The organism is Polaribacter sp. OB-PA-B3, from assembly GCF_054589375.1.
This window is the reverse complement of sequence record NZ_BAAIIX010000020.1, coordinates 1-572: the sequence shown is the minus strand read 5'-3', so window position 1 is coordinate 572 and position 572 is coordinate 1. Positions and strand designations below refer to the sequence as shown.

Here is a 572-nt window from a genome sequence, read left to right as displayed (position 1 = left end):
CTTAAACGTGATGCGTATTATAAATACAAATCTAGAGCTGATAAACGTTTAATACTAGAACAACAGATTATAAATATTGTTAGAAAAAGACGCAAATCTCTTCCTAGAGAGGGTGTGCGTAAGCTTATTAAATCTTTAGATATAGATTTTAATAAAGTAAATATTAAAGTTGGTAGAGATACTTTATTTAATGTCCTTAGAAAACACCAAATGCTAACACTTAGAAAGAAAACAAGTGCTAGAACTACTAACTCTTATCATCGTTTTTATAAGTATAATAACATCATAAAAGACTTAGAAGTTACCAGAGCTAACCAGGTTTGGGTATCTGATATCACATACATTAGAACCGTAAAAGGGTTTTGTTACCTGGCTTTAATAACAGATATGTACTCTCGAAAAATTGTCGGTTACGACCTGAGTGATAGCTTAGAATTAAAAGGTTGTGTGAGAGCGTTTAATAAGGCGATTTATAAAGCTAAAAACATTAATGGGCTTATTCATCATTCAGACAGAGGAATACAATATTGCAGTAATGTATATACTCAAATATTAAAAAGAAAGAAAATAGA

1 protein-coding gene is annotated in these 572 nt (G+C 30.1%); it reads left to right on the top strand.

The annotated features are described in order from the left end of the window. Window positions 1-572, top strand: a 572-nt coding sequence (locus ACYPV9_RS14230) for a transposase (protein WP_459744832.1), incomplete at both ends; no start/stop codon positions are given.